12 protein-coding genes are annotated in these 23,571 nt (G+C 74.4%); 6 read left to right on the forward strand and 6 right to left on the reverse strand.

Going from position 1 to position 23,571, the window contains the following annotated elements; translation table 11 throughout:
* Positions 1 to 40 precede the first annotated feature (40 nt).
* From AB0K28_RS48225 to AB0K28_RS48250, 6 genes are read left to right on the forward strand one after another with little or no spacing between them, the layout of a single operon-like run.
* Positions 41 to 3,904: an amino acid adenylation domain-containing protein gene (locus AB0K28_RS48225; RefSeq protein ID WP_364384444.1), complete on the forward strand. Its 3,864-nt coding sequence runs from the start codon at positions 41 to 43 to the stop codon at positions 3,902 to 3,904.
* Entirely contained in the window at positions 3,901 to 10,428 is a 6,528-nt protein-coding gene (locus AB0K28_RS48230) for an SDR family NAD(P)-dependent oxidoreductase (protein ID WP_364384447.1), read from the forward strand. The genes AB0K28_RS48225 and AB0K28_RS48230 overlap by 4 nt, the downstream gene beginning before the upstream one ends.
* A 30-nt stretch (positions 10,429 to 10,458) precedes the next feature.
* Positions 10,459 to 11,985 carry an ABC transporter substrate-binding protein gene (locus AB0K28_RS48235; RefSeq protein WP_364384450.1) on the forward strand — a complete coding sequence of 509 codons (1,527 nt, stop codon included), beginning with the start codon at positions 10,459 to 10,461 and terminating at the stop codon, positions 11,983 to 11,985.
* The gene (locus tag AB0K28_RS48240) at positions 11,985 to 12,938 is read left to right on the forward strand and encodes an ABC transporter permease (protein WP_364384453.1); all 954 of its coding nucleotides are present in this window, start codon (positions 11,985 to 11,987) and stop codon (positions 12,936 to 12,938) included. Before AB0K28_RS48235 ends, AB0K28_RS48240 begins: the two co-directional genes overlap by 1 nt.
* The gene (locus AB0K28_RS48245; protein WP_364384456.1) at positions 12,925 to 15,366 is read left to right on the forward strand and encodes an ATP-binding cassette domain-containing protein; all 2,442 of its coding nucleotides are present in this window, start codon (positions 12,925 to 12,927) and stop codon (positions 15,364 to 15,366) included. Before AB0K28_RS48240 ends, AB0K28_RS48245 begins: the two co-directional genes overlap by 14 nt.
* On the forward strand, positions 15,356 to 17,863 hold the full coding sequence (locus tag AB0K28_RS48250) for a methyltransferase (RefSeq protein ID WP_364384459.1): 2,508 nt from the start codon (positions 15,356 to 15,358) through the stop codon (positions 17,861 to 17,863). Before AB0K28_RS48245 ends, AB0K28_RS48250 begins: the two co-directional genes overlap by 11 nt.
* A 66-nt stretch (positions 17,864 to 17,929) precedes the next feature.
* Here AB0K28_RS48250 and AB0K28_RS48255 read toward each other — a convergent pair whose 3' ends face one another.
* The 6 genes from AB0K28_RS48255 to AB0K28_RS48280 all read right to left on the reverse strand — a co-directional run bounded on the left by AB0K28_RS48255 (position 17,930) and on the right by AB0K28_RS48280 (position 23,557).
* On the reverse strand, positions 17,930 to 18,880 hold the full coding sequence (locus tag AB0K28_RS48255) for an NAD(P)/FAD-dependent oxidoreductase (protein WP_364384462.1): 951 nt from the start codon (positions 18,878 to 18,880) through the stop codon (positions 17,930 to 17,932).
* Between the two features lie 32 nt (positions 18,881 to 18,912).
* Entirely contained in the window at positions 18,913 to 20,031 is a 1,119-nt protein-coding gene (locus AB0K28_RS48260) for a saccharopine dehydrogenase NADP-binding domain-containing protein (RefSeq protein WP_364384465.1), read from the reverse strand.
* Positions 20,028 to 22,007 carry a phosphopantetheine-binding protein gene (locus tag AB0K28_RS48265; RefSeq protein WP_364384468.1) on the reverse strand — a complete coding sequence of 660 codons (1,980 nt, stop codon included), beginning with the start codon at positions 22,005 to 22,007 and terminating at the stop codon, positions 20,028 to 20,030. Before AB0K28_RS48265 ends, AB0K28_RS48260 begins: the two co-directional genes overlap by 4 nt.
* Positions 22,008 to 22,248: 241 nt before the next feature.
* Positions 22,249 to 22,407 carry a hypothetical protein gene (locus tag AB0K28_RS48270; protein ID WP_364384471.1) on the reverse strand — a complete coding sequence of 53 codons (159 nt, stop codon included), beginning with the start codon at positions 22,405 to 22,407 and terminating at the stop codon, positions 22,249 to 22,251.
* Between the two features lie 196 nt (positions 22,408 to 22,603).
* Positions 22,604 to 23,185, reverse strand: a complete 582-nt coding sequence (locus tag AB0K28_RS48275) for a hypothetical protein (protein WP_364384474.1) — start codon at positions 23,183 to 23,185, stop codon at positions 22,604 to 22,606.
* Positions 23,186 to 23,368: 183 nt separating this feature from the next.
* Positions 23,369 to 23,557, reverse strand: coding sequence for a hypothetical protein (locus AB0K28_RS48280; protein WP_364384513.1), 189 nt, complete (start codon positions 23,555 to 23,557; stop codon positions 23,369 to 23,371).
* Positions 23,558 to 23,571: the final 14 nt, after the last annotated feature.

Below are 23,571 nucleotides of genomic sequence, written 5' to 3' on the forward strand. Positions count from 1 at the left end.
TGCTGCTCTTGGCCGTCGTGCGTATATCTGGAGGAGACCCATGCCGGAAGCGCCCCCCTCCCCCGTATCCGTTGAGGACGTCACGGATCTCGTCGCAGAGGTCCTTGGGCTCCCGGCCGCGGAAGTGGCCGCCGACACTGCGCTGACCACGTTGGGATTGGAGTCGTTCACAGCCGTCCGGCTGCGTCGACGGCTCCGCGATCTCGGCCTCGACCTGCCGATGACGGCCTTTCTCGGCGCCGCGACGGTCCGCACCGTCACGGCCGGCATGGCCGACCCGGAAGGAACGACCGAAGAGGAGGGCTTCCCCCTCACCCCCTTGCAGACCGCCTACTGGATCGGCAGGGATCCGGCCTTCCCGCTGGGTGGCGTCGCCACCTACTACTACCGGGAGTACGACCGCGAGACCGGCGATCCCGAGGCCGACCTGGCGAACCTGACGCGGGCATGGAACCGGCTGGTGCGACGCCATCCCATGTTGCGGATGATCGTCGACCGGCAGGGCCGTCAGCACATCCTGCCGGACGCGGGCCCGTACGAGATCGCCGTGGAGGACCTGCGCGGGGCAGGGCCGGACGAGGTGCGCGAGCGCGTGCGCCGGCTGCGCCACGAATGTTCCCACCAGCTGCGCCCCGCCGACCGGTGGCCCCTGTTCGACGTCCGGGCGGCCTTCCTGCCCCACGGCCGCACCCGGATCTTCTTCGGTACCGACATCCTCGCCTTGGACATGAGCGGGTGGATGCAGATCATGTCCGAATGGGGACGGCTCGTCGCCGATCCCGGCACCGAACTGCCCTCCATACCGACGGCCTTCGCCGAGGTCGTCCGCCACCGGCAGGCCGATCCCGGTGAGGCGCGACGACGGGAACGCGACCTAATGTATTGGAGGGACCGGGCCGCGTCGCTGCCACCCGGCCCGCGCCTGCCGTGGGCGAAGGACCTGGCGCACGTGCACGCTCACCGGTTCCATCGCACGTACGCCGAGCTGGACAGCGGTGAATGGCAGGCGCTGAAGGAGCAGGCGGCACGGCGCGGGCTGAGCCCCACCGGGGTGCTGCTCGCCGCGTTCGGGCTGGTGCTGGCCCGTTGGGGCGCCGACGAGGCATTCTGCCTGAACACCACGCTGTTCGACCGCCCCGACGACCCCGAGCTGGCACACGTCGTCGGCGACTTCACCACCACGGTCCTCGTCGAGCTCCCGCGGGCGGACCTGCGGCGCTGGAAGGGGTTCGAGGACTTCGCGGCTCAGGTCAACCGGCGTTTCTGGACCGACCTGGAGCACCGTGCCGTCTCGGCCGTCGAGGTGATGCGTGCGGCCGCGACGCCGGCCCGGCTCACCCCCGACCATCCAGTGGTCTTCACCAGCGGCATCGGCCTGGCGCCGGAGGACTCGCCGGCGAGCTGGCTGGGCGAGGAGGTCTTCGGTGTCTCCCAAACTCCTCAGGTGGCTCTGGACCACATCGTCCACGACGAGGACGGAAGGCTGCGCATCTGCTGGGACGCGGTCGAGGGGCTGTTCGCCGACGGGTTCGTCGAAGGCATGCGCGACGCGCACCACCGGCTGCTGCGCCGGCTGGCCGCCGAGCCCGGCGCCTGGCACGACGCCGCCCTCGGCTGGGACCCGTCGTTCCTGGCCGACGAGCCGCTGAACGGCCGCTCGGACGTGGGTCCCCTCCTGACCGATCCCCTGCGCGCCGTGGCCGGCGCCATGCCCGACCGGCATGCGCTGCTCGCCGCGGGCGGCGGCCTCACCCATGGGGAGCTGGCCGGGCGGGCGGAACGCATCGGCGCCGTCCTTGCCTCCCTGGGCGTCGGCCCCGGCGATCTCGTCGCGGTCGCCTTCCCCCAGAGCGTCGACCAGGTGACCGCCCTGCTCGGTGTCTGCGCGAGCGGCGCGGGATACGTGCCGGTCGAACCGGCCTGGCCGCAGGAGCGGATCGCCTCCGTCTGCGAGCAGGCCGGCATCCGCCACGCGCTGGTGCCCCCGGATGGCGGGCCTGCCTCCTGGCCCGGCACGGTGAGCGTGCACCGGCTGCCCGACCTGGAGAAGGAGGAGCCGTCGGCACCGGTCCGCCGGCCGAGCCCGGACGACCTCGCTTACGTGATCTTCACGTCCGGTTCGACCGGGCGGCCCAAGGGCGTGGGCATCCAGCACAGGGCCGCGCGCACGACGATCGACGCGATGAGCGAGAGGTTCCCCGTCGGCCCCGAGGACCGCGTGCTGGCGCTGTCGGCCTTCAGCTTCGACCTGTCCGTCCACGATTTCTTCGGCATGATGGGCGCGGGCGCCGCGCTCGTCCTGCCGGACGCCGCCCGCGGGCGCGACCCCGGCCACTGGCTAGACCTCATGGAACGCCATCGGGTGACGGTGTGGAACACCGCCCCGGCGCTGATGGAGATGCTGGTCGAGTACGCCGAGATCGACCCGGACCGGGCCCGGCGGGCGCTCGCGTCGCTCCGGCTGGTCCTGCTGTCCGGTGACTGGATCCCGGTCACGCTGCCCGACCGCATCCGCGCCCTGGCGCCGGACGCCCAGGTGATCAGCCTGGGCGGTGCCACGGAGGCGTCGATCTGGTCGATCTGCCACCCGATCGGCGAGGTGTCTCCGTCCTGGGCAAGCATCCCGTACGGCCGCGCGCTGCCCGGCCAGAGTTTCCACATCCTGGACGACCAAGGGCGCCCGTGCTCGGTGGGACGAGCCGGTGAGCTGCACATCGGCGGGGACGGGCTGGCGCGCGGCTACGTCGGTGACCCGCGGCAGACCGACGAGCGCTTCATCACCGACGCGGTCCTGCGCCGGCGCCTGTACCGCACGGGTGACCTGGGACGCTGGCGCTTCGACGGCACCATCGAGTTCCTGGGCCGGATGGACCGGCAGGTCAAGATCCGCGGGCATCGGATCGAGCTGGGCGAGGTGGAGTCGGTGCTGCGCCGCGTCCAGGGCGTTCAGCACGCGGTGGCGCTGTCGGTGCGCGGCCCGGACGACCGGCCACGGCTGGTGGCGTACGTGGCCGCGGCCGATCCCGCACGGCCGCCCGCCGACGAGGAGATCGCCGCCCGCCTGCGGGAGCGCCTGCCCGACTCCATGGTGCCCAGCCGGTTCGTGCTGGTGGACGAGTTCCCCCTCACCGACAACGGCAAGATCGACTACAAGACGCTGCCGAACCCTTACCGGCGCCAGGCGGCCGCTCCGCCCGCGCCCGCACCGGCGGCTCATGAGCCGGATTTCGTCGCGCTGATCCGGGAGGCGGTCGAGGACGGCTTGGAGATCACCGTGCGGATCGCCGCCGGAACGCTGTCCCCGGCGCGCGCCATGGCCGCGGCCGGAGGCTGGGCGGAACGCCTGCGCACGGCGGCGCCCGGCGGCCTGACGCTCGGCGAGCGGCTGGCCGCCGACGGCACGCTGATCGAGCTGCCGGTCCTGCTCGGCACGCCGGACACGGAGGGCCCCGGCACGCCCCCCGGCCGACCCCATCCGGCAGGACCGCAGGCGGGGGCCGCGCCCCCGTCCGGCACGCCGGTGCCGGACGCCGGAACCAGGCTCGCGGCGCCGCCCGGCAGGCCGGCGGCGGTGCGGCCGGACGCCGAGGTGGAGCAGGTGGTGAGCCGGGTGCTGAGCGAGCTGCTCGACGGCGCGGACGTCGATCCGAGCGTGCCCTTCTTCCGGCTCGGGGCCACGTCGCTGACGCTGGTCCGCGCCCACGTGCGGCTGACCGAGCTGCTCGACCCGCGCCTGACCGTCGTGGACCTGTTCGACCACCCCACGGTCCGGGCGCTCGCGCTGCACATCACCGAACGCCGCGCGGCGGTCCCGCCTCCGTCGCCGGCCGGGAACGGCGACGCCACGCGGCGGGCCCAGGCCAGGCGGCTGGCCCGGCTCAAGGCCGAGGAGGGCACCCGATGAACGCCCATGACGACCTGGTCGCCGTGACCGGTCTGGCCTGTCGTTTCCCCGGCGCGCCCGACGCGGACGCACTGTGGCGGCTGCTGGTCGAAGAGCGTGAAGGTCTGACGTGGCTCACCGACGACGAGCTGGCCGCGCGCGGGGTGCCCGGCAGGCTGCGCCGCGACCCCGCGTACGTGCCGGTGGCCGGGCTGATCGAGGGCCAGGACCTGTTCGATCCCGAGCCGTTCGGTCTCACCGACGGCGAGGCCGCGCTGATGGACCCGCAGCAGCGGCTGTTCCTGGAGATCTGCTGGCGGGCGCTCGAGCAGGCCGGGCACGGGGGCGGCCGCGGCGCCGGAGCGGTGGGGGTCTTCGCCGGGGCGGCGCAGAGCGCTTACCTGGCGGCCAACCTGTACGGACGCTGGGACCCCACCGGCGGCGGCGAGGATCCGGGCGGCAGCCTGCAGACGGCCATCTCCACGCAGACCGACTACCTGCCCGCGCAGGTCGCCTACCGGCTGGACCTGACCGGCCCGGCGGTCTCGGTCAACACCGCCTGCTCGACGTCGCTGGTCGCGGTGCACTTCGCCGTGCAGGCTCTGCTGTCGGGTGAGTGTGACACGGCGCTGGCGGGCGGCGTCTCCCTGATCGTCCCGCAGGGCCGGGGATACCTGGCCACTCCCGACGGCATCTACTCCGAGGACGGCAAGGTGCGCCCGTTCTCCGCTGAGGGCACCGGCATCGTCTACAGCCAGGGCGTGGGCGCGGTCGTGCTGCGGCGGCTGCGTGACGCGCTGGACGACGGCGACCCGGTGCTCGCGGTGGTGCACGGATCGGCCGTCAACAACGACGGAGCGGACAAGACGGGGCTGACCGCCCCCTCGGTACGCGGCCAGGCCCGCGCCGTCGCCGAGGCCCTGGGGGTCGCCCGCGTCGACCCCCGTCAGATCGGCTACGTCGAGGCACACGGCACCGGCACCCGGCTGGGCGATCCGATCGAGGTCGCCGCGCTGCGCCAGGTGTTCGGCGACGCCGGCCCCGCCTGGTGCGGGCTGGGCTCGGTCAAGAGCAATCTCGGGCACGCCAACTCCGCGGCCGGGATCGCGTCGTTCATCAAGACGGTGCTGGCGATCCGGCATGGCGTGCTGCCCGCCTCGCTGCATGCGGAGCCCGTCAACGAGCTGCTCGGCCTGGCGGGGTCGCCGTTCGAGGTGGTGAGCCGTACGCGCCGGTGGGACGGTCCCGAGCTGGCCGGGGTCAGCTCGTTCGGCATCGGCGGCACCAACGCCCACGTCGTCGTCGGGCCCGCGCCCGAGCGGCCCCAGCCGCCCGCCGACCACCGGCCGCACCCCGTGGTGCTGTCGGCGCACACCCCCGAGGCACTGGAGCAGACGGTCGCCGATCTGGCCGCCTGGGCGCAGAGCACGCCCGCCCTGCCGCCGGCGGACCTGGCGTACACGCTGCAGCAGGGCCGTCGCCACCAGCGTCATCGGGTCAGCGTGGTCGCCGAGGACGGGAGCCTCGCGGCTGCGCTGCGCGATGCGGCGCCGGTCGCCGTGCCCGACGTGCCGCCGCGGCTCGTGTTCGCCTTTCCCGGTGGCGGCAGCGCCCGTGCCGGCATGGGCGCCACCCTGTACGACGCCGAGCCGGCGTTCGCCGCGTGCGTGGACGAGTGCGCCGAGCTGTTCTCCGCCCACCTGGGCCGTGACATCCGCGGGGTCATCCGCGGCGCGGAGGACGACGTACGCGGGCCGGTGCCGGGGTTGCCGGCTCTGTTCGCGGTCAGCCTGGCGACGGCCCGGCTGCTGGAGACCTGGGGGGTACGCCCCGACGTGGTCCTCGGGCACAGCCTCGGCGAGTACACCGCGGCCGTGGTCGCCGGAGCGCTGCCGTTGCCGGACGCGGTACGGCTCGTCGCCGTCCGTTCCCTGGCCATGGCCGAAGCCGCCGGCGACGGTGCCATGCTCTCCGTGCCGCTCGGCGAGGACGAGGCCCGCGACCTGCTGCGCCGCCATCCGGACATCGACCTGGCGGCGCTGAACGCCCCCGGCGCGTGCGTGGTCTCCGGCCCGGAGCCGGCCGTGGCGGCGCTGGAGAAGACGCTGAGGGACGCCGGACACGAGCCGGCTCGGCTACGGTTCGACGGGGCGGCGCACTCGCGGCTCGTCGAACCGGCTCTGCCCCGGCTGGAGGCGGCCGCGACGGGGCTGGTCGCCGCCACACCGGCGGTGCCGGTGGTCAGCACGCTGACAGGGGAAGCGGTCTCCACGGAGCTGTGCACGGCAGGCCACTGGGTGCGGCAGCTCCGTGAGCCGGTGCGGTTCTCCCAGGCACTGCGCACAGCCGTGGACCCGGCCGCAGGGCCGCCGGTCGTGCTCCTTCACGTCGGGCCCGGCGGGGCGCTGGCGGCCCTGACCCGGGCCCACCGCCTGCCACGGCTGCGGGCGGCGCTGACCACTCTGGCGACCGACCGGGACGACAGCGATCTGGCGGCCCTTCGCGAAACGGCCGGCCGGCTGTGGACGCACGGCGTGGAGCCCGACTTCGCGGCGATGCACCACCGGCGCCGGCGGGTCGCGCTGCCGGGGCAGGCGTTCCTGCGGCGGCGGCTGTGGATCGATCCTCCCGAGCGGCCCGCCCGATCCGTCACCGCGGCGCAGGAGCCGGACGAGGACGAGCCGCTGCAGATCCCGGTCTGGACGCAGGTCGCCCCCCTCGATCCGGCGGCCGCGCCGGACGGCCGGTGGGCGGTGGCCGGCGACGACGAGGCCGAGGTCACCGCCGTGGTCGAGGCGCTGTCCACGGCCGGTGCTCAGGCGATCCCCGCGGCACGCGCGGACGAGTGTCCCGGCACCGAGTGGACGGGCGTGGTGGTGCTGGCCGGCCGGCGGGCCACGCACCGCGCCGATCCCGAGGCGGTGACCGACGGTGTGCTGACGCACGCCCGGCTGGCCGAGAGGTTCTTCACCGGAGAGCGGTCAGCCCGGGTGCTCCTGCAGGTCACCCGGGGAGCGCAGCGGGTCAGCGGCGCCGACCGACCCGATCCCGCCACCGCGGCGCTGCACGCCCTGCCCAGGGTCATCGCCCAGGAGCAGCCGGGTGTGCGCTGGCGCGTGCTGGACGTGGACGAGCACACCGACCTGGCCGAGGCGGTGCCCGCCGAACTCGCCGACCTCCTCGTCACCGAGCACTCGGGAGCCGAGCCGGCCCTGCGCGGCGGCGCACGCTGGCTGCGGGCGATCAGCCCCTGGCGGCCCGTACCGGCCCCGGACGCCTCCGCGGGCGGCACGGCGCTCATCATCGGAGGGCTCGGCGACGTCGGACTCACCACCGCCGCTCATCTGGCCCGTAAGGGGATGCGCGTGGTGGTGACCTCCCGGAGCGGGCGGCCCTCCCCCGACGACGCCGATCCCGCCGCCCGAAGCCGCGCTTCGTCCCTGCGCGTGCTGGCCGAGGAAGGACTGCCCGTCGACGTCCGGCGGCTGGACGCCGCCGACACCGAGGGCACGGCCGCGCTGCTCGGGGAGCTGTCGGCCGGAGGGCCGATCGACCTGGTCGTGCACCCGGCCGGCGTGGTGGCGACCGCCGACCTGCGCCCGCTGCGCGCGGCCGGCCCCGGCCAGGTCACGGAGCACGTGCACGCCAAGATCGCCGGAGCGCTCGCGCTACGCGAGGCGGTCGAGCGGATCGCGGCCGAGCGCAGGCCCCGCGACGTGGTGCTGATGTCCTCGGCGGGCACCCTCGTCGGCGGCATCGGCATGGGACCGTACTGTGCGGCCAACCGCTACCTGGACGCCCTGGCCGAAGCCGAGACCGGCACCGGTGCGACCCGATGGGTCAGCGTGGTGTGGGACGCCTGGAAGGTCGGCCCCGCCGGGACGGAGCGGACGGTGCGGCTGGCGTTCGCGCTCGGGGCCCGGACCGGGATGGCGGCGCTGGACCGGATCGTGACCCGCCGCCGCACCCGCCCGCCCGTGGTCGCGGTCTCCACCACCGGCCTGAGCGAACGCGCCGCCCAGGCCGCCTACACCCCGCCACCTCGGCAGGGCGCCGGCCCCGGGCAGGAGAGCACGCTCACCCCCGCCGAGCGGACGGTGGCCGAGCTGTGGACGGAGCTGCTGGGCGTGCCGGTGACCTCGGCCGACGCCGACTTCTTCGCCCTCGGCGGGCACTCCCTGCTGGCCACCCGGATTCTCGCCCTGCTGCGGGAATCGCACGGGGTGCGGCTGCGGCTGCGGGACCTGATCGCCAACCCCACGGTCGGCGCGCTCGCCAGGCTGCTGACCGTCCGCGAGCCGGTCCAGCCCGCCGAGCCCGAGGTCACAACGGCACGCGAGGAGGACACGGACGGCACCTTCCCCATGACCCGCGTCCAGCACGCCTACTGGGTGGGCCGCGAGGGCGGCTACGCGCTGGGCGACATAGCCTGCCAGTTCTACCTGGAGTACGACTGTCCGGATCTGGACCTTGCCCGGTACGAGCGCGCCTGGCGAAAGGTAATCGCCAGGCACGCGATGCTGCGCGCGATCGTCACCCGCCAGGGGCGGCTGAAGGTCCTCGACCACGTGCCTCCGTACCGGATCCGGGTGCACGACCTGAGGGAAGCCGGCGCGACGGCCGCGGCCGAGCGGTTGGCGCGGCTGCGTGAACGGATCTCCCGTGATCCGGGGCCGGCCGATCGCTGGCCGCTGGTGCAGATCCAGGCCGCCCTGCTGCCGGAGGGACGGGTACGGCTGTTCATCGGCGTGGACGTGCTGGTCTGCGACGCCGGCAGCTATTGGATCATCGATCGGGAGGTCCGCCACTTCTACCAGCACCCGGGCACCCCGCTGCCCGAGCCGGGCATCGACTTCGCCGCCTGCGTGCGCGCCCTGGAACGGGCCCGCGCAGGCGACGACTGGCGGCGCGCCGCCGGTTACTGGCGGGCCCGGCTGGACACGCTGCCCGGCCCCGCACCGCTGCCCGTCACCGTGCCCGACGGTGCTCCGCGGTTCGTCCGCCGCACCGCGCGGCTGACGGCCGGGCAGTGGACGGAGTTCACGCGGGAGGCGGCCCGGCGCAGGCTGACCCCCGCCGCCGTCCTGCTGACCGCTTACGCCGAGACGCTGGCGGCGTGGTCGGGGAGCGAGCACTTCGCCCTCACGCTCACGTTGTTCGACCGCCCGCCGATCCACCCCGACGTCGAGAGGGTCGTCGGCGACTTCACCTCGCTGCTGCTGCACGAAGTGGACCGGCGGGCGGCCGGGACCTTCGCCGAGCAGGCGGAGCGGACCCAGCACCGGCTCTTCTCCGACCTCGACCACCGCGCCTACTCGGCGCTGGACTTCCTCGCCGAACGCGCCTCCGGGCAGGGCCGCGCCGGTTCCGTGCCCGTGGTGTTCACCAGCGCCCTGGGTCTGGAGGACCTCGTCGGCGGCCGGCCCGACCTGCAGTGGGTGGGCGAGCAGGTGCACGCCCTCAGCCAGACTCCGCAGACGTGGCTGGACCACCAGGTGCTGGTGCAGCGCGAGGAGTTGCTGCTGCAGTGGGATGCCGTCGCCGGGCTGCTGCCGGACGCGGAGGTGGACGAGATGTTCGCCCGGTACGCGGCCCGGGTGCGCCGCCTGGCCATCGAGCCTTCGGCGTGGGACGAGAGCGTCGTTCCTCCGGCGCGGGGTGAGCCGGCCGCCGTGTCCGGTGGCCACGACGACCTCGTGGTGCCGATGCGGGAGGCCACGGGCGACCGGACCCTGTTCCTCCTCCACCCGTCCGGCGGGGACGTGCTGTGCTACGCCGAGCTGTCGCGGCTGCTCGACGAGCGGTTCGCGGTCGTCGCGCTCACCGACCCCGCGCTGGCCGGGGCACCCGCCCCGGACGACCTGCCCGGACTGGCCCGCCGCTACCGGGAGGCGATCCGGCGGCACCGCCCGCACGGGCCCTATCTGCTCGGCGGGTGGTCGATGGGCGGCAGCCTCGGCCAGGAGGTGGCCTGTCAGCTGCACGAGGACGGCGCCGCCGTCGGGCTGCTGCTGATGGTCGACTCCAACGACCCGACCTACATCACGCCGCTGCCCGGCGACGAGATGGCCGAGGCGGCCGCACGGCAGCTCGGCGCGTTCGAGGCGTACCTCGGGCTCGACCTGGGCGTCGGCACGCCGGAGGAGCGTGCGGCGCTGCTCGCGACACCTGCCGATGAGCGGTGGGAGACGGTCGCGGCGCGGCTGCGGGCGCACCGGCTCCTGGGCCGCGGCGAGGACCCGCGGGAACGGGTCGCCGTCTTCGCCCGCCACCTGCGCGGCCTGGGCGCCCACACGCCCCGGCGGCTGGCCGACCCGGCCGCGACCGCCCTGCTGGTCCGGGCGGAGCGGCGGGCGTCGCGCAACTCCGGCATCGGCATGGGCGTGGACGACACCCCGCCGGACCTGCCCGACCTCGGCTGGGGCCGCCATCTGGCCGGCCCGCTGGAGATCCACGGGCTGGACACCGACCATTACGGCGTGCTGCGCCCGCCCGCCATCGCCCGGCTCGCCGAGCTGATCAACCGGGTGCTCGCCCGATACTGACCGAACCGCACGAGAAACGGAAACCCTTTGATGATCTCCCTGCCCGCACGCCTCGGCGCTCTCGCGCTCGGTCTGGCCATGGTGACGGCCGGATGCGGCGGCGATGCCGGCGGCTCCGCCGCCCCGGCGGGTCAGACCGTCCAGACGCTGCGGTACGTCGCGGTCGGCGCCCCCGCCACCGCGATCTACGATCCGCACGGCGGAGTCGGCAACCAGTCCGACCTGACCCGCTTCGCCTTGATGTACGACGTCCTGGCGACCCTCCAGCCGGACGGCACCCTGGAGCCGCGGCTGGCCACCTCCTTCGAGGCCGACGACAAGCTCACGACGTGGACGATCCGGCTGCGCCAAGGCGTGACCTTCACCGACGGCCGGCCCGTGCGGGCGGCGGACGTGCTGTTCTCGCTGCGCCGCATCGCGGACAAGGCCGCCGAGAACTTCGGCCGGATGGCGATGTTCGACATGGACGCCTCCCGGGTCGTGGACGAGCACACCCTCGAACTCGTCACCGTCAAGCCGTACGCCGAGGTGCCGCGGGCGCTGGCGTCGTTCACGTTCGTGGTTCCCGAGGGCACCACTGCCTTCGACCGCCCCGTGACCGGCTCCGGCCCGTACCGGATGACCAGCGGGAACGCGCAGCGGGCCGTGCTCGAACGCAACGACCGGTGGTGGGGCGACCCGCCGCCGACGCCGCGGATCGAGCTCATGGCCGTACCGGACCCGCAGGCCCGCGCGCAGGCGGTGATCTCCGGTCAGGCGGACGTGGCGAGCAGCGTCAGCCCCGCCGCCGTCCGCCAGGTTTCGGGGAACCCGAACCTGAAGGTCGTGCACCGCCCGGCCGTCACCATGTACCCGTTCGTGATGCGGCTGGATCGCAAGCCGTTCGACGACCCCCGCGTGCGGGAGGCGATCAAACTCGCGACCGACCGCCAGGAACTGCTGGACAAGGTCTTCCTGGGGTACGGGAAGCTCGGCAACGACCTGCTGACCCCGGCCGATCCCTCCAGCCCGACCGGCGTGCCGCAGCGGGCGAGGGACGTCGCCCGCGCCAAGGAACTGCTCAAGGAGGCCGGACACGCCGACGGCCTGGTCCTGGAGCTGGCCACCACCACCTCCTACCCGGGGATGGACACCGCCGCCACGCTGTTCGCCGGCCAGCTCGGCGAGGCCGGCATCACCGTGCGGGTGACCACCGAGCCGCCGGACGCCTACTGGACCAAGGTGTTCGCCCAGAGCGACTTCTACACCGGCTTCTTCGGCGGCATCCCGTTCACCGACGTCGCCCGCGTCTCCCTGCTCAGCGACTCCCCCACCAACGAGACCGCCTGGCACCGCCCCGAGTGGGACGCCGCCTACGACGGGGCGATGGCGATCGAGGACGAGACGCGCCGGCGGAAGGCGCTCGGAAAGCTCCAGAGCGAACTGCGTGAGGAGGGCGGATACGTGGTGTGGGGTCTCGGCGACGGCCTCGACCTGACCTCGTCGCGCGTCTCCGGCCTGCCTGACGGACCCGGGTTCGACCTGGCCTTCATCGAGCAGGTCCGGCTGGACGGGTGATGACACGTGTCGCCGGTGTGGCGCTGGCACGGGCGCTGGTCCTGCTCGTCGCGGTGTCGGTGCTGGTGTTCTGCGCGACGGAGCTGCTGCCCTCGGACGCGGCGCGGAGCCGTACCGGGGGCCGGGCCGGCGCCGAGCAGCTCGAACGGCTGCGGGCCGAGCTCGGGCTGGACGTTCCCGCCTGGCAGCGCTATCTGTCCTGGCTGGCGGGGCTGTGCCGGGGCGAGGCGGGCACCTCGCTCGTCACCGACCGGCCGGTCGCCCAGATCGTCGCCGAGCGGCTGCCCGCCACGCTCACCCTGGCGGGCTGTGCGCTGGCGGTGGCCGTTCCGCTGACGCTGCTGCTGGCCTGGCTGGTCGGCACGGCGGCGCCGCGATGGCGCGAGCCGCTGTCGACCGTGGTGACGGCGGTGGCGGCGGTCCCGCAGGTGGTGTTCGCGACCGGCCTGATCGTCGTGTTCGCCGTGGTGCTGGGCTGGTTGCCGCCGGTGTCGCTGCTGCCCGCCGCGGACGCGCCGGTGTTCGACGTGGAGCGGCTGACGCTCCCGGCGCTCTCGCTCGCGGTGCCGGCCGCCGCGTTCGGCGCGGGACTGCTCGGCGGCGCGGTCGCCGACACGGTGCGGCGCCCGCACGTACGGGACGCGGTGGCGCGCGGCCTGCCGCGCCACCGGGTGGCGCTGCGGCACGTGGCGCCCTTCCTGCTGGCGCCGGCCGTGCGGGTGCTGGCCATGACGGGGGGCGCGCTGGTCGCGGCGACCGCGGTGATCGAGATGATGTTCGGCTACGCCGGCCTGGGAGAGCTGCTGGTCAGCTCGATCGGCACCCGTGACACCCCCGTGGTGCAGGCCGTGGCGATGCTCGCCGCCGTGGTGGTGCTGACCGGGTCGGCGGTCGCGGACGTGCTCGGCGCGTGGTCGGATCAGGAACGGGGAGGTGTCCGTGCGCCGGCGTGACGGGGCGGCCACGGGACTGGCCACGGGACTGGCCGCGGGGCTGGCGGCGGTGACCGTGCTGGCGGCTGTGTGCGGCGGTGCTTTCGCGCCGCACGATCCGGCCGCGTCGATCGGCATGCCGTGGGCGCCGCCCGGCGCCGCCTGGCCGCTCGGCACCGATGTGGCCGGGCGTGACGTGCTGTCACGCGTGCTGGCGGGGGGCCGCGACCTCACGCTGACGGCGCTGGTCGCGGCCATGACGGCCGCTCTCGCGGGCGTCGCGGGCGGGCTGGTCGCCGGCTGGGCGGGCGGGCGGACCGGGCGGTGGCTGACGGCGCTGGCCGACCTGTTGCTGGCCGCGCCGTTCATGCTGACGGCGCTGGTGCTCGCCGTCGCGCTACCGGCGCCGGCCGCCGTGGTCGCCGGCACGGTGTGCGGCGGCGCACCGCTGGGCCTGCGGATGGTGCGTGACCTGGTACGGCAGGCCCGCCACACCGGCTACGTGGAGGCGGCCCGCTGCCGGGGTGAGACGGCCGTCTCGATCGTCGTGCGGGAGGTCCTGCCGTCGGTGGCGGGGCTGGCCTCGGCGGACGTGGTGCTCCGCTTCGTCATGGCGGTGCAGCTGGCCGCCGCCTTCGGCATGCTCGGCCTGGGGCCGCAGCCGCCGGCGCCCGACTGGGGATCGATGCTGCGGGAGAACCTGCCGGGCGCGACGCTCAATCCGGCGGCCCTGGTGGCCCCGGCCGCCGCGCTCACCGTGCTCGCCCTGGCGTCCCTGCTGCTGTCGGCCGCGCTCGACGCCTCGCCCGGCCCGCGCACCGTGCCCCGGGCCTGGCGCGACAACCCCTTCGTGCCCGGCAGGCACGACCTCTCCGTGCCCGCCAGGCGCGACGGCCCCTCCGCGGCCCGGGCCGGGCGGACGGCCGGGCGGACGGCCGGGGGCGCCGTGCTGGAGGTCGCGGGGCTCACCGTCGCCGACGGCCGCGGGCGGCCGATCGTCACGCGAGGCGCCCTGCACGCCGGTCCCGGAGAGGTCGTCGCGATCACGGGCCCGTCCGGCGGCGGGAAGACCACGCTCGTCCGGGCCGCGCTCGACATCCTCGGTCCCGGGCTGCGCAGGACGGACGGCGTCGTCACCTGGCGCGGGAGCCCGGTACGCCCCGGGCGGGCCGCGCGACGGTGGCGCAGGGCGCACGCCGGCCTGCTCGACCAGGACCCGGCCGGCTCCCTGAATCCGCTGCTCGGGGTGGGCGCCCTGGTCGGTGAGGACCGTTCTCGCCGACCGGCCGACGTGCGGGCCATGCTGACGGCGCTCGGCCTGGACGCCGACCGGCTGTGGCACCGCCCGCCCCACCAGCTGTCCGGCGGCCAGGCTCAGCGGGTGGCGCTCGCCCGCGCCCTGCTCGGCGAACCCGGCCTGCTGGTGCTGGACGAGCCCACCAGCGGGCTCGACCCCGCCGCCCTCGACCTGGTCGTCCAGGCCATCGGACGGCGCCGCGGCGACGGCCGGTCGGTGACCCTCGTGATCTCCCACGACGCGGAGTTCGTGTCCCGCGTCGCCGACCGCGTCCTGACCATCGGCGCACCGCCCACGAGCCCCCCGTCGACCACCGGCTCTGCCCCGGCTCCCTCGATCGCCGGAGTTCCGGACACCACGGAGCGCGCCCCCGCTCTCTCGTCCGTCGTCGTGCCGGGCATCGCGGCCCCCGGCTCCGCTCTCCTGGCCGCGCGACCCGCTCGCGGCGAGCAGCCCCTGCTCCAGATGCAGGGGGTGCGGCTGACGCGAGGCGGCGAGACGCTGCTGGCCGGCGCCGGGCTGACCCTGTGGCCGGGCGAGCTGGTCGCGATCCTCGGGCCCTCCGGCGCCGGGAAGAGCACCCTGCTGCGCGCGCTGGCCGGCCTGCTGCCTCCCGAGGCGGGCGGCCTGTGGTCCGGCGGGCTTCCCCTCGTCTGGCCGCTGGACCGGCGGCCCCGTACGGCGCTGCGGGCCGTGCAGCTCGTCGGCCAGGACCCGGCCGGCGCGCTCAACCCCGCCCACCGCGTGGCGACGGCGCTCGCCCGGCCGGCGCGCGTCCTTCGCCGGCTCCCCCGCGCCCACGCCTACGCCGAAGTGCCGCGGCTGCTCCGGCAGGTGGGGCTCGACCCGGCCGTGGCCGTCCGCAGACCGGGGGAACTGTCCGGCGGGCAGCGGCAGCGCGTCGCGCTCGCCCGCGCGCTCGCCGCCGGCCCCACCGTGCTGCTCGCCGACGAGATCACCTCAGCGCTGGACGGCGTGACCGCCGCCAGGCTGCTGGGCCTGCTGGAACGCCTGCGCGCCGGCGGCCTGGCCGTGTTGCTGGTCACGCATGACCGCGAGGTCGCGGCCCGCGCCGACCGCGTGCTGTACCTGGCGGGCCACCGGCTGTCCCTTGAAGCCATCGGAACGGAGACCCACACCCGTGCACCCTGATCCGGAATCCCCGCTCGCCGAAGCGGCCTTGACCCTGCTCGCCCACCCTTGGATCGGCGAAGCCCGGCCGGGCGCCGACGGTCGCCTGCACGTCCGCCCCGACCACTCCGCCCTGACCATCCGGCCCGTCGGCGGCCTGGTCACCGAGTACCTGGAACACTGGGGCGAGGTCTACGACTGGACCTACACCCACGACGACGCCCGGCACGCCCCCGACCTGGACCTGTCCGGCTGGCGCGCATCCGACACGGGCCGCCCGCTGCCCATCGCCCACATGCGCGAGTGGATCGATCACACCGTCGACCTGGTGCTCGGCACCGGTCCGCGCTGGATCCTGGAACTCGGCAGCGGCACGGGGCTGCTGATGCACCGCCTGCTCGATCACGTCGAGGGCTACGTGGGCACCGATGTCTCGGCCGCCGCCGTCGCCGCCCTCCGTGCCCGTGGCCTTCCCCGGACCGCGATCGTGCGGGCGGCGGCCCACGAGGCGAACACCCCCGCGGTCCGCGCCGCGCTCGAGGAGATCGGCGCGCCCGGAGGCCGTCCCGACTGCGTGGTGCTGAACTCGGTCACCCAGTGCTTCCCCGGCGTGGACTACCTGCGGGTGGTGCTGGGCGACGTGATGGGGCTGGTCGCGCCGGGCGGCTCGGTGATCGTCGGTGACGTCCGCGACTCCCGGCTGCTGCACGCCTACGCCCGCTGGGTGGAGGAAGCCACCGCCCCGTCCACCGCCGCCGGAGAGATCGCGCGGCGGGCCGCCGACCGTGCCGCCCGCGACGAGGAACTGCTGTTCGACCCGCCGCTACTGGCGCGGCTGGCCGCGGACCTGGCCCGGGACAGCGGGCGGACCGCCCGGTTGCGGGTCCATCCCAAGACCATGACCGACGACACGGAGCTGACCCGTTACCGCTTCGACGCGGTGCTGCGGGTGGACGCCGGCCCGCCTCCCGTGCCGAAGGAGGTCGATTGGACGTCGCTGCCCGGCGACGACCGTCTCGGCGCGCTGACGGCCCTGCTGTCGGGTGAGCCGGTGCACGTGCGCGGCATCCCCAACGCCGTGCTCGGGCCCGATCGGCCGGGAGCGGTGGCGCCGTCCCTGCTGCGGGCCGCGGCCGGTCCCGGCGCCGCGGTGGTGGCGGATCCCGGCGACCCGGCGACGCTGGGCGTGGCCGGCCCGGCCGACGCCGCGGCCCGGCCGGTGCAAGAGCTTGTGGGCGGGACGGCGCACGACCCGTTCATCGCGTTCACCCACCGCCGGCTCCAGGAGATCTCGCGTTCCGTCCTGCGCCGGTCGGTGCCTTCCCAGCGCGACATCGCCGTCGTGGTCGAGCCACCCGCCACCGACACCGGCGAGGATCAGGACGGGGACGCGGACATACGGCGACGCGCCGCCGCGCGGGCCGCCGAGGCGGTCGCGAACGTGGACGCCGCGCGGCTGCCGGGTTTCCTGCACCGGCTGGACGAGGCGGCGTTGCTGGCGATGGCGTGCACCCTGCGTCCGGCTGGATTGATCAGGGACGGCGCCACGGCCGGCGAGATCATGGACGCGCTGAAGGTGGCTGAGCGGCACGGGTGGATCCTGCGCCGCTGGCTGGAGGCGCTCACGCGCGAAGGGCTGCTGCGTCGCGACGCGCAGGGCCGCTTCCACGGGTTGCGCAAGGTGCGCAGGGACGAGGTCGTCGCGGCGGGCCGGGGCTTGGAGGCCGACGGCGCCGCGATCGGCTATCCGGCGGAAACGACCCGGTTCCTGCTGGCCGCCATGAACCGGCTGCCCGAACTGCTGCGCGACGAGGTGCCGGTGCAGGCGCTGCTGTTCGCCGGCGACGACATGAGCACGGCCGATGGCGCGTACCGGGAGAACACCGTCAACCGCTACCTCAACGCCGCCGCCGGAGAGACGTTGCGCTGGGCGGCCGGACGACGGGCGGAGCCGCTGCGGGTGCTGGAGCTGGGCGCGGGGGTCGGTGGCACGACGGTGGACGCGCTGCGGGCGCTGACCGGCCAGGACATCGACTACCTGTTCACCGACGTGTCGCGCTATTTCCTGTCACTGGGGCAGGAACGTTTCGGTGACCGGCCCGGGGTGCGGTTCGCGCTCTTCGACATCAACGCCGGCCCGGCCGGTCAGGGCGTGCCGCCAGGCTCTCAGGACGTGCTGCTGTCGGCGAACGTGCTCCACAACGCCCGCCACGCACCGGACGCGGTCGCCGCACTCGGCCGGTTGCTGGCGCCGGGCGGTCTGTTCGTCTTCGTGGAGACCTGCCGGGAGATGCCCGCCATCCTGACCTCGATGCAGTTCCTGATGTCGCCGCGAACCGGCGGGCCGCGGCTCGATCCCGGCGATCCGCGCGACGCCGGGGACCGGGTGTTCCTCACCCGCGAGGAATGGCTCAAGGTGCTGAGTGAGGCGGGCCTGGACCCGATGTTCACGCTGCCGGGCGATGATCACCCGCTCGCCGCCACCGGGTTGCACCTGTTCGTGGCCCGCCGGGGGTGAGCCGGTGTGGTGGCCGGAGCCTGGAGCTCCGGCCACCACCCCCAGGTCAGGACAGGTCAGGACGGGTCAGGACGGGGTCAGGCCGAGGTCGGAACGGAACAGGTCGCCGTCCATCCACACCGCCGCGCGCACCCCGTCCGCGGCGCCCAGCGAGACCAGCGTGGGAGCGTCCGGGACGGCGGGAAGTTTGGCGGTGTCACCCGCCGCCGCCACGCCCGGCACCGTGGTCTCCTGCAGCTCGTTCACCCGGACGGTCCCGTCGGCGTTGAGCTCGCAGCCCAGCTCGGCGGCCAGCGCCGAGTGCTGCCGGGTGGGCGCACGGTGGTAGAGGTCCTGGCGGGCCAGCGTGCTGCCGTCGGCGAAGTGCAGCTCCAGGGCGCCTGGCTCGCCCGTCACCCGGACGATCGGGGTGTCGATCACCCGGACGCCCTGCTCGCCGAACTTGGTGGCGAGCACAGGGGGCAGTTCCAGCGGGCCGTGCGTGCACAGGACCACGTCGTCGCTGAACCGGTCGGCGACGTACAGCGCGAGCGAGCTCTCCGCGGGGACGCGCGTGATCACGGCCAGGGACCGGTCGCGCGTCTCCCATCCGTGGCAGAACGGGCAGTGGTAGACGCCGCGCCCGAACCGCTCCTTCAGCCCTTCGATGGGGTACGGCTCGTCCACCTGCCCGGTGGCCAGGACGAGCCGCCGCGCCCACATGACCGCTCCATCGTCGAGCTCGACCTCGAAGTCGTCCTTCTTGCCGCGGGCCGACCGCACGGCGCCCCGCCGGAGCTCCACGGACGGATAGGCCGCCAGCTCCGCTCTGCCGAGCTCCAGCAGCCGCGCGGGCGGGAACCCGTCACGGCTCAGATACATGTGCATCTCGGAGGCCGGCGCGTTGCGCACGTTGCCCCCGTCGATCACCAGGACCCGCCGTCGCTGCCGTCCGAAGACCAGGGCGGCGCTCAGCCCCGCGGGGCCGCCGCCGACCACGATTACGTCGTATCTCGTCTGGCTCTTACCGTTGATCATTTTCATCCTTCATGCTCGGAAACGGAGGGGCGCTAGCGGATCTCGGCCTGCGTCACGAGCGGGTCTCCGGCCAGCCGGGCGAAGACGGCGGCCGCGTCCAGGCATTCGGCGGCGGACCAGGCGCCCGGCTTGACCCGGCCGCCCAGCACCTCGCCGGTGGCGATGGCCGCGACGACGCCACTGAGCGCGTACGAGTCCGGCGTCCGCAGGATCAGGCGGCGCGGGGCCATAAGTCCGGGCCCTGGAGCGGGCCCTGGAGCGGGCCCTGGAGCGGGCCCTGGAGCGGGCCCTGGAGCGGGCACGGCCTGGAAGAGCAGCGTGTAGTACGGGCCGGTGGCGGCGAGGTCGGCCTCGGCCGCCGCCACGACCGAGGGGACGTGCTCCTCGATGGGCGCGTCGTCCGCCCACGCCGCCGCCAGTGCCCGGGGGATGGCGTCGGTGACGTACACGGTGTAGTTGCGCACCTCGGCGACGTCCAGCTCAGTGGCGAGTCCGGCGACCTCGGCCGACAGGAACGGCCAGGCGTGCACCCGCCCGGCGAAGCCGGGCAACGTCACCTCATGCAGGGGGGCCAGGGCACCGGGCGCGATCCGTCCGTCCCGCCAGGCCGCGAGGGCGGTGCCGAAGCGCGGGCCACGGGTCAGCAGCACGTCCACCGCCGACAAGGCGCTGATGCGGGCGGCGCCTCCGACGTAGCCGTCCAGCCGGGCCAGGGGTCCGGTCGCCAGCAGGCGCGGCAGCAGCCCGGACAGCCCCGGCATCACCCCGGCCGAGAACACCGCCGCCCGCTCGGCGAGTTCCGGCGGGGCAGCGGACTTCAAGGCGCCGATGGCCGTCACGTCCCCGCCGGCGTCGACGTAGTCCGCTCCTGCCGCCAGCGCGGCCCCTGCCACGGTGTCGAGCACCTGGTAGGACGGCCCGGCGCAGTTGACCACGACCCGGCAGCCCGCGCAGAAGGCGCGCAGTTCATCGGGGTCGCGCAGGTCCACCCGCCGGGGAACGGCCGCACCCGGCGTCGCACGGCAGACGGCGCGCACCCGGTCGATGTCCCGCCCGCCGATGCGCAGCTCACCAAGGTTCTCGCCGGCCAGCCGGTCCACGGCCACCCGGCCCACCGTTCCCGCGCCGCCGAGGACGCCGATCACCGTCATGGCCGCGCGTCCGCCAGGCGTGCCCGGACCGCCGCCGCCACGCCCGCCACCGTGGGGGCGCTGAGGAACTCGCGCACGCTTGGCGCGCCGCCCGTTTCCTTGGCGATCCGGGCCAAGGTGCGGACCACCAGCAGCGAGTCGCCGCCGAGAGAGAAGAAGCCGGCGCCCCGGTCGAGCACGGGGACGCCGAGAACCTCCTCCCAGACCGTGCAGATCCGCTGTTCGAGCTCGTCGACCGGCGGACCGTCACCATGGTCGGTATCGGGTTCCGGCAGCCGGTCCAGCGTCAGGCGGGGCGCGGGCTCGGCAGCCGCCGCGGCGGGCAGGTCGACGACCTGGTCCCAGCCCGCCTCGTCGGCCAGCGTCTCGACCAGCGCCAGCAGGTCGGCGAAGGCGGCGTCCACCTGCTCGGTGTCGAACAGCTCCTTCACCAGCGAGAAGACGAGGACCAGCTCGTCGCGCAGCTCGTAGAAGCGGGCCTCCAGCGCCACCTGCGGGGTGCGCAGCTGCTGGTGGAAGTCGTCGAAGTTCAGATCGCCCAGCGGTCCCGCGGACTCCGCCTGCGCGCCTATCGCCGCGTCCATGCCGAGGGTGCTCTGGAAGACCACGGGTGCGACCGGGCGGGTGGTGGCACGCCGCCGGGCCAGCTCCCGTGACACCTCCACGCCGGAGACCAGGTTGTGCGCCGCGTGCTCGGTGAAGGTCCGCTGCGTCTCCGCCGCCAGTTCGGCGAACGTACGGCCCCGCGCCGGCTCCAGCGGGATCAGCATCGTGGTGGCGAACGCGCCAATGACGCGATGGATGTCGGGATGCAACGGCAGCCTGTTGAGCTGCAGGGAGTTGAGCAGCATCCGCCGGTGACCGGCCCAGCGGGCGAGCACCACGGAGAAGGCGGTCAGCATCGCGGCGGACGGCGTGACCTCCCGGCGGGCGCACTGGTCGCGCAGCGCCGCCCAGCGGTCCGCCGCCACGTGGTTCTCCAGGGTCTCCATGGTGCTGGCCCGCACGTCCAGGGGGTCGGCGCGCAGCGGCAGGGCGGGCGGGCGCGGCACGTCTCCGAGTCGTGCGTGCCACCAGTCGCGGTCCGCGGCGTACGGCTCGCTGTCACGCAGCCGGCCGAGCGAGGTCACGTAGTCGCCGAAGTCGACGTCCAGTGGGGCGAGGACGGCGTTCCAATCGGCGGCCAGGGTGAGCAGTTCGCGGTTGAGGAGGGTCGCCGACCAGCCGTCCATGATGAGCAGGCTCTCGCCGGTGTGCAGCCGCCCTCGATCGCCGGGCAGGAGGCTGAGCCGGATGTCCAGGCCCGGTCCGTGCAGCGGGTTCGGCCCGGTGGTGCGCATCTCGTGCCGGACGGCCAGCAGGTGCGCCTGCACCTCCTGCGGGCCGGCCGCGCGCAGGTCGTACACGCGGGGCCGCGGGATCCCGCCGGGCGCGTCGGGCGCGAGGACGTACTGCTCTCCCTGCGGGGTGATCCGTGCCCGCAGCATCGGCTGGTGCAGGGCGAGCCGCGCCAGCGCGTCCTCCAGCGCCTCCGGGGCCTCGTCGCCGTCCAGGCCGGCGAGCCCGAAGTCGGCGTAGAAGTGCGCCGACTCGTACGACAGCTCCCAGCCGTCGTGCTGCCCGACGAAGTATCCCTGCTGGAGCGGCATCAGCGGGAACGGCGCCGACGGGTCCGCACGACGCTCGATCTCCACCGGCAGGGCGCGTTGTGCTCCGTTCCCGCCGGCCCTGCGCCGGCGAATCGCTTCCGCGAGCCGGGCCAAGGTGATCTCCACCGTCACGTCGGACAGCGCCAGCTCCACCGCCATCCGCCTGCGGACCATGGCCGACATGCGTACGGCCAGGACCGAGTCGCCGCCCAGCCGCAGGAATGCGGCGTCGGCAGGAATCTCCTCGGGGTCCACGTCGAGCAACTCTCCCCAGATCCGGCTCAGCTCGGCTTCGAGGTCGTCATGCGGGGCGTGGGACAAGGACATGCGATCTCCGATCAACCGGGTCTTCATGGAAGGACGACGCGCGGGCAGGCCCGCCGTCCGTCCATCGGTGCCCCGCCAGAATAGATGCAAACGATAATCATTTCTATAGCGATGGACGGTTTGCGGCGATCATGGCACAATGACAATGGTTGTCGTTCTTGGTGCAGGAGGCTCCATCTCGGAACGCGTCCTTCAGGGCGCTGTCCTTGATCCGCAGACCTTTCAACCGCTTGATCGGCTGTCAGGCCGGCTTCGCTAGGGGCACCTCGGCGGCCGGCGGCAAGGAGGCGACGACGGCCGGGTAGAGGTCGCCCCAGAGCAGGGCGCGGGCGCGCGGCCGGCGTGAGCGTGAGGGCTCGCCGGGGGCGGTGACGTTGTGCCTGCCGCCGATCACCGCCACCGGCTCCCGCTGATCAGCGGGACGAAGTCGCAGGTCAGTGCGGCCAGCCCGCGTTCTCCGGCTGGCCGGGCCACCGCGAACCGGCGCGTCCCGGCGACCTGCCGGGACGGGAACGACTCCTGGGAGTGCTACCAGAGACAGCGGAGACGGACGGCGCTCTTGGTCGCCCGTCGTTGAACTCCTGACTTCACGCCGTTCAGTGATGGTTTCCGGGGAATTGCGTAGCGTCGATCAATCGGTCCAAGAGGCGTTGATCGTGAGCCTGTTGTGGAGCCGGATCGAAGCCGCCTCCTCGGCAGCCGGGCTCGGAGCGCGACGTGTCAATGCGGGTCAATGGTGAGCCCGGCGGGGAGAGCCCGCCGGGCACGCGTGATCGTGGCGACCCCTGGCCAGCGGCACCGTGGCCCGGAACACCTCCTCGCCGCCGGAGCGCACCTCGAGCAGCTCGGTCCCGGCGGTGCTCCCGGGCACCAGCGCGGGCAGCACCGTGGCCCTCGGCTGCGACGACCTGGTCGTCCACGGTGCCGCTGCGGGCCGTCACCAGGAAGATCAGGGCGGGGCTGTCGGCGCCGAACCGCGCGGCCGGCTGGGCCGCCGCCCGGTCGAACCCCGACCCGGGCGCCTCGAACCTGGCCAGCGACAGCCGCGGCACCGCCTCCGCCACCAGGGCTCCGGCCAGCACGAACAGCGCCAGGGCCAGCCCCAGTACGGCCCGGCGGCGTCGTACGAGGAAGAAGCCCAGCCTGCGGCGTATCGGCTGCGCGGCCGGATCGCTCACCGTGCAGGAGTACCGGGGCCTGCTGGCCGTGGCAGGCTTCGTCCAGGTCGACATCACGTTGACCGCCGATCACGGCGACGGGGTGCACTCGGCCATCGTCCAGGCCGTCAAGCCCGCCATCGGGCCCGGCCTGGAGATCCGGCCGATGCGCGACAGCGACGCCGAGCAGGTGCTGGCGATCTATCAGGCCGGGCTGGACACCGGCCATGCCAGCTTCGAGACCACCGCGCCCTGGGAGGGCTTCACCGCGAGCCGGTTGCCGCATCTGCGGTACGTGGCGACCGATGGCGACTGCGGCGAGGTGCTCGGCTGGGTGGCGGCTTCTGCGGTGTCGTCCCGTCCGGTGAATGTGGGCGTGGTCGAACACAGCATCTACGTCCACCCAG

The organism is Nonomuraea sp. NPDC049504, from assembly GCF_040676845.1.
Taxonomy (GTDB): Bacteria; Actinomycetota; Actinomycetes; order Streptosporangiales; family Streptosporangiaceae; genus Nonomuraea; species Nonomuraea salmonea.